Annotated in this window: 5 protein-coding genes; 2 read left to right on the top strand and 3 right to left on the bottom strand. The window is 44.4% G+C overall.

Annotated features, from left to right (window positions below):
* Window positions 1–400 precede the first annotated feature (400 nt).
* On the bottom strand, window positions 401–1,264 hold the full coding sequence (locus tag J7643_11010) for a DUF1837 domain-containing protein (protein ID MBO9541107.1): 864 nt from the start codon (window positions 1,262–1,264) through the stop codon (window positions 401–403).
* Window positions 1,265–1,411: 147 nt separating this feature from the next.
* On the opposite strand from J7643_11010, the gene J7643_11005 reads away from it, so the two are divergent.
* Window positions 1,412–2,482, top strand: a complete 1,071-nt coding sequence (locus tag J7643_11005) for a tyrosine-type recombinase/integrase (protein MBO9541106.1) — start codon at window positions 1,412–1,414, stop codon at window positions 2,480–2,482.
* Between the two features lie 651 nt (window positions 2,483–3,133).
* On the opposite strand, the gene J7643_11000 is transcribed toward J7643_11005, so the two are convergent.
* A complete protein-coding gene (locus tag J7643_11000) occupies window positions 3,134–3,403 on the bottom strand; it encodes a hypothetical protein (GenBank protein ID MBO9541105.1) in 270 nt (89 codons plus the stop codon).
* 135 nt (window positions 3,404–3,538) lie between these two features.
* Here J7643_11000 and J7643_10995 point away from each other — a divergent pair, with 135 nt between their 5' ends.
* Window positions 3,539–4,183 (top strand): hypothetical protein, encoded by a 645-nt coding sequence (locus J7643_10995; GenBank protein MBO9541104.1) that lies wholly within the window; start codon window positions 3,539–3,541, stop codon window positions 4,181–4,183.
* A 330-nt stretch (window positions 4,184–4,513) separates the two neighbouring features.
* Here J7643_10995 and J7643_10990 read toward each other — a convergent pair whose 3' ends face one another.
* Window positions 4,514–6,049 (bottom strand): hypothetical protein, encoded by a 1,536-nt coding sequence (locus J7643_10990; protein MBO9541103.1) that lies wholly within the window; start codon window positions 6,047–6,049, stop codon window positions 4,514–4,516.
* Window positions 6,050–6,544 lie beyond the last annotated feature (495 nt).

Raw genomic sequence — 6,544 nt, 5'->3', positions numbered from 1 at the left:
GTACTCACAAAGCACCAAAAGAATCTTTTGGAGTTTTTTTTCAAATATAGACGTATCGTTGTTAGTGCGCCAACAGAATAATACGCTTCTTGGATCGGAGAATAAATGTTTCCGAATCGGCTAGTAAACCCCGGAAGCGTGTCATTCATCATCGTCCCGTATATAAATACGCGGGATTCAGAAATGCAGTCATGTAATAACTGAAGTACAAACGGGTCCGTTGGACGAGCATCTGCTATATGGCAAATTGCTCTTAAAGCTAGATCATAGTATTCATCGGTTTGGGCGAGATAGTAAGCATTCTCAAGCAACGACTTTTGATCTGGGACCGTAATGCTCCCTAGTCTGCGAAGTTTGCTAATTAGCCTACGGGCATCTTTTTGAGAATTCGATATATCTATCATCTATATAGGCTTTCGAATGTATGTAGCTTCTGCTTGATGTTTGTTACACTTGCAAACGGCATTACCAAAAAGAAGACTCTGATATTGTTGCTATGTGGCAATTTTTTGCCATCAATCAACTGAAACTTCTTTTCGAACTCCTTTGACATTGCGTCGATAAATTCTTTATCTGTTCGGGATTTGTGCTTTGAGATAGTGCTACTATCGTATGTTATCAATGCGGGAATTGTGATGTTTACTTGATTTATTGGAGTGCTTCCATCAATAACGCTTTTTAGTTTGTCTGCATCAGGGAAGTTTTCATTAAGCTCGCAATTTGATGCTAGAATACTAAACTCGTTCTTTAGGTATAGTGCTTTGCAATGATCTTGGATCTCATCAACAATATCCGAGAGGGCACCTGAGAAGCTTTTATAAAATTTTACTTCGCCGAGCCAGAGCCATATTTGATCGGCTTCAACAGTGAAGTGAGCGCAATCAAATCCTTTTACCTGATCACCCAGTGAGCTTCGGAGGCGCACTTTTGTAACAAATCTCTCGGCAGGATAGAAGGCCGAAAGTAGGAGAAACAGCAATAATTCGCCATAGTCTCCCTTCTTTTCGGGAAGCGCATTTGAGATACGGGAAAACGCCTTACGATACATTTCACCGAAGTCATCGGTTTTCTTTAATTCCTGCAACTCACTGGCTGTAAGGGCAAAATGAGGCAGAGCATCGATTAGGATTCTGACAAGCTCGTCTTCTCTGTATTGGTCGTTTTCATAATCAAGTGTGTAGGGGTGTTTATCCCAAGATCCGCCAGTATATGTGATTGAAAATAAATGTATTAAGCTCTTCGTTCTGTGAAAAAGTTTTTTCATGGTTCTGCTTTGCTATGTAGGCGGCTACGGGTTGTTTTTACCCCCAATGAAGCCAATGGAAACGTTGAATAGATTTTTATCACTGTTCCCTTTCAGACAAACGAACGCTACAATTCGAACCTCAATTCAGCCAGGCGGAGGTATCGGATGAGGCGAGTAGATGAAAGTCTTTCGACCATTGAGGTTGCTGAGGATCTGAGAATCGGCCGAGCTACAGCATTTCGCTGGTGTGAGAGTGGCAAGCTTCCAGCGATCAAGATTGGGCGGTCGTGGCGAATCCCCCTTGAGCCCTACCTCCAATTCAAGAAGCAGTTTGTCCACACGCAGGACGTTACCGCTCCGAATCTCGCCAAGCTTATCAATGAATGGGAGCATCATCTCCGTAATGGAGCGCGTCCTCTGTCGCCTGTAACGGTCAAGGATTACCTCCGAGACTTCCGCAGATACCTTCGTCTTATTGGTGGCGGCTCTACGCCTACTGAGATAGTGAACAAGGATGCTCTCTCTCGTGCATTGGAGGGTCTTCCTATCACCAGCTTTGCCAACCGCTATAACATCTTCTATGCGGTGAACTCATTCGCCAAATACCTGATCGGTCGTGACCTTCTGCCTTCAGAGGTTCACGCTCAACTCAAACCCCTGCGCCCTCGTCGCTACTTTCCTGCCCGGAAGACGGTGATGGATGCGGAGCAGATTAACAGGTTCTTGGCTGCCATTTGGGTTGCTAATGGGAACTCTGAGTACGAGCGCCAGCTAAACTTCGCAATCTGCAAGACTTTCCTGAATTTGGGTGTGAGGAACCAGGAACTGTGCGATCTTAGGCTCGCTGACGTTGACCTGAACAAACGCTCGGTTGTCGTCAGGCTCGGGAAGGGAGCTAAGACACGCTATCTTGGGATCAACCAGGAACTTGCAAAGGTGCTAACTGAGTACCTTCAAGTTCGTCCTAAGTGCCCTGTTGACAACCTTTTCGTTACTGAGTCCGGGCGAAAACTTAGTCCTGGTCTTATTAGTAGACGTGTTAGGCGGCTTGCGGTGGCATCTGGCGTGGATATTACGCCGCACGGGCTGCGCCGCACTTGGGTTACTCAATCGGCTCTACAGGGACGATCTCTAGCAATCATCAGTCATGCGGCTGGTCACCGGCAGATTTCAACCACGCAAGGATATTTGATGATCAGCGAGCAACAGGTAGTGTCTTCCATGGTGAACTGGTAGCTCTCGCTCTTCTTTTTTTGGGCTGTTTTTACGGCGAGTAAATTTGAGAATGAGGTGTGTAGCACCTGAATCATATTTTGCAAGGCTTGTAGACGCCCCAAATAAGTTTAAACGCCTGGTCTGGATGGGCCTGTTCTATGCCTGTTCAAACCCTCAATGACTGATGTAATATTTATTTGAAACTTCGCAAGTAACGAGTCATCTTTCTCCGGAGGGAACTCTTGCCACTTTCGAGATACGAGAAAGAAAAAATCTGGGCCGAAGAGAAGGAACGCTTCCGAGCCCAAACAAAACTTCGGTTGCAGGGAGGTCTTCTTCGCCTGTTCCTCTCCGGTCTTCTATCTCTAGGAGTGCTCTTTCTGATTGCCTGGCTCTTCATGCCTCCGTCTGACGGCAAAAGTTTGCCTCGCTTTTTTCAGCTACTCCCACCACCAGCATTCATGGTGCCGAAGCAGTAAGCTACGCTGATGATTAAAAAGGGCTCTGTAACTCTCTCAGAGAGTCTGTAAGACGAGAATAAATAGCAATAGGTATGTTGATAGGGTCAGGATACAAACGGCTTTTTTAAAGCCTCTGACAAACAGAATGAATTCTTCAGTTCCCAGAGAATTGAATATCAAAGACCATTCGGAATGAAATACTACGCCCATATCAAGCTTCTTTCAGAATGAAATATTTGTTTGCTCGTCCTCTGCCTGCCCTTCTGTTTTCTGGTTCTACTTTGATATAGCCTTTTTCAATTAGCTCATTCAAATAGAAAATCGTTTGTTTGCGCGAAATTTTCATCAAATAGGCGTATTGCTGGTTTGTCACGTTGTAGGTTGCCCTATAACGCTTGATAAAGGATAGAAGTTGTTCTGCGCCTTGTGATGCTGCGGTTGCGTCTTTTGCTGTATAGCTGTGTTCTTCTGTTTTTTTCATCTTGTATATTTCTCGAAAATTAGTGTTACCTATATCGATATTTTTATTTATTGCGATTCGTTTTTATGGTAGGCTTTTCTGAAATTCTCTACTGAGAATCAGCGAGTTTCACACGTCTGAAGATGTGAGGAAAGAATGCCTAGAACGAACAAGGCAGCGGCTCCAGAACCTGTAGTTGCAACAGCCACAGTTGAGCCGATGGCTACTGTTTCCATGGAAACGGCTAAAGAACTGGATGCCAACATCAGTGCAAAGATCAAAGAGTGCAGCGATCACTTGGCTCGTGCTTACTTGGAGCTTGGAAAAGCCCTCAGTGAGATGAACGAAACCAAGGGATATATCCATCTAGGCTTTCTTAAGTGGGAAGCATACCTGGAGTCCAAGAAAGAATTTGGGCGTACATATCTGTCATATTTGTATAAGCTGGGCCAAGCTGGAAATCTTGAGCGTTTCCTCGACATAGGTATTCCTGCTTCAAAATTTATCGAATTCGCAAAAAAAACTGAAAAACCCGAGAAAATTTCTCAACTGATTGAGGAAACTTGGGAAAGTGTTAAAGACAAGTCGGTTAGAGATACCGCAAAATTCCTAGGTGAATACGTCTCTCAAAAGCCGGAACACTTTAAGAAGCCGAAAGCTACGACAAAAGCAGGAAGGCCAAAACTCTCCTGGAAGGATCGGTTTACGAAGGAATATTCGAAGCTATCGCCTGCGGAACAGGACCAGTACCTATTTGGGTTCGCAGAGTTCAAAAAAGAGTTAAAGGCGGCAAAACCATAAGCTGACTCTTTCGGGGATGCTTGATATGCGATCCTGGCCTTGCTGAGTAGCTCTAAAAATTGAGCAATCTAGGCTCAGGTACAAAGATGGGGGAGCGGTAATCCGCTCCCCTTTAAGCGTCTCTAGAAAAAACCTGCTAATCTATTCGGCGCAGCTATAATCTACTCTGTCACTACGTTTGAGTCTCTTTCATGTCCATATATAAATAGTCTCATTCCAGCCATCTAACTTGCAGTAAATAAAATCCACGTAGTTATATATATCTTTCTCAGTTGTTATCTAGTTCTCGTTATCTTTCTCAGCAAGAGAAGAGGAGGCCGCCAAGCCGCCTCAAATCCAAAGTGGATAATCTGATGAGGTTGTCCATATTCCCCTCTTCTTCTCTTCTTGATACCATCCGTCTTGCACTTTGAATGGCAGGTAAAAATCCTCTCTGATTTGCTGTGGAACCTCCAGCATTATCTTTCCTATTGCCTCCCTTGCTAGTTCTTTGTGCTTTACAGGTGCTTCTACTAGAATTCCGTCGTGAATTGGTAGAACAAGGTATGCCCCATAAGGTTCGAGTGCCTGATCAAGTTGTTCTACTAGCAAGCGAAGAATATCTGCACCAGTACCTTGCAAGATGTGGTTTATTCCAGCTCGCCTGGCTTCGTTATAAGAGATTTTTCCGGTTTCCATTCGCTCAAATACTCTGCGAATAGTACCTCCTAAGCTTTGAGATTCTTCGGTAGCTTGTATCTCCTCAGCCTTGTTATGGCACCAGGCAGTTGCAGTTTGGAATTTTTCACTTACAACATCAATTAGCTTTTGCCCGTAAGATGTTTGGTATTTATCTGGGAAATTTGTTTCAAAAATTCGTTTTGCGAGTTCTTGGCCTGTTGTGTAATAGGCAATACTGTTGAACACGATCTTTGCCATGTCGCGATCCCGTAGTTCTAGCTTGCTCTGAAGGGTTTCATATAGTTTATTCTCCGTAAGTAGTCCTTTGAGGTCTGCATCGCCAGAAAGGGTGGCTAGAATACGTGGTTCTTGCGAGCTGTAGTCAAAATAGAGCTGACAATAGTCCTCATTCTCTGGCTTGAAATATTTCCGCAGGTATCTTTTGATACCTTGCATATTTCTTTGAGATGTTCCAATTCGGCCACTGTTTTGTAGGTAGTAGGATGTATAGTTTCTTCCCGCATATAGATTCTTAGCCTGCGCTAGCATCACCTCATCTTGCAGAACTAAAGGGTCGGAAAGAGCAGCGACACGATCAAAGAAAAGTGAGCGCTGCCTAAGTCGTTCCATAGCTTGAATGAAACCTCTCGAATAAGGAACAACTGTTCCAGATTCTTGTACTCGCTGGGTAAATGCCTTCTCATCGAAACTAAGTATTTTTGCTTTAGAGGGTTTTCGATGAATGAAATCGCTCCACTTTTGGAATAGTTGCGCATCCGCAAGTAGTGGCTTGTGCTCCTCTCTCAATGCAAATACTCGGGCAAGATTCCCTTCTTCTCTGTCGAAACGCGCTTCTGATGCTTCTAATAAGAAGGCGGTTCTTTGGACTATCTCGCTTCGACGAATATTGTTTTGAGTCGCGCCCGGAAGTTTTCGCAGCAACGAGGTGTGAGCAATAACTGCATTGCCTGCGCCAATAACATGAGAGACAAGTGAAAAAACAAATTCACCGTTCCTGTTGTCTCCAAACTCTTTCTTGATGAGTTCGCAAATTCCTTTTGGGACGAGACCTCGATAACGAAACAGGTTTTCGGAGTATTTTTCGATCTCTGAGGTTGCTATCCACTCGTCGTCGGTTCGTTCCTTGATAAAATCTGATTCTTGGTTGATTGTCTCACTGTTTAATAAATCGCCTAATATATACACGGAATATTCCTTTCAAAAGTGTCTTGAGGTGAGAAACTTGAGGGTTCAGGAGGTTGCGTGCGCCGCTCGTTGTCTCAGTAGCAAGAACTATCTGAGAGGGGGGAGTTTTGCCGCCGCCCATCTCAACGCACGAAAATGAAAACCCTCTCAAATCAGACGAAATCTTTCACTTTCCCTAGAACGCAAAAAACCCAGCCGAAGCTGAGTTTCGTTCTTTCGAAGATTGATGGCCGAGTCATTCGATCGAATACTACGAGTCGTTCTTCATTGTTGTTCCTCCGTCTAAATGGTGAAGGCCCCGCAGAACGCGGAGCCTCTTGCCGAAGATTCAGTTGTTTGACCGTCGTTCGAGAATACTCCAACGATCTTGCAATATGGTGTGTTCTGCTGCTTGTTTGCGAAGAACGCAACTCGAACGGAGCACAGGGCAATTTTTGACAATCACGATAGTAAACATATCGCATTGTCACTTATGAGTCAAGCCCTTAAGGGCAT

The organism is bacterium, assembly GCA_017744355.1.
Taxonomy (GTDB): domain Bacteria; phylum Cyanobacteriota; class Sericytochromatia; order S15B-MN24; family UBA4093; genus JAGIBK01.
This window is presented reverse-complemented; position numbering and strand designations above follow the sequence as displayed.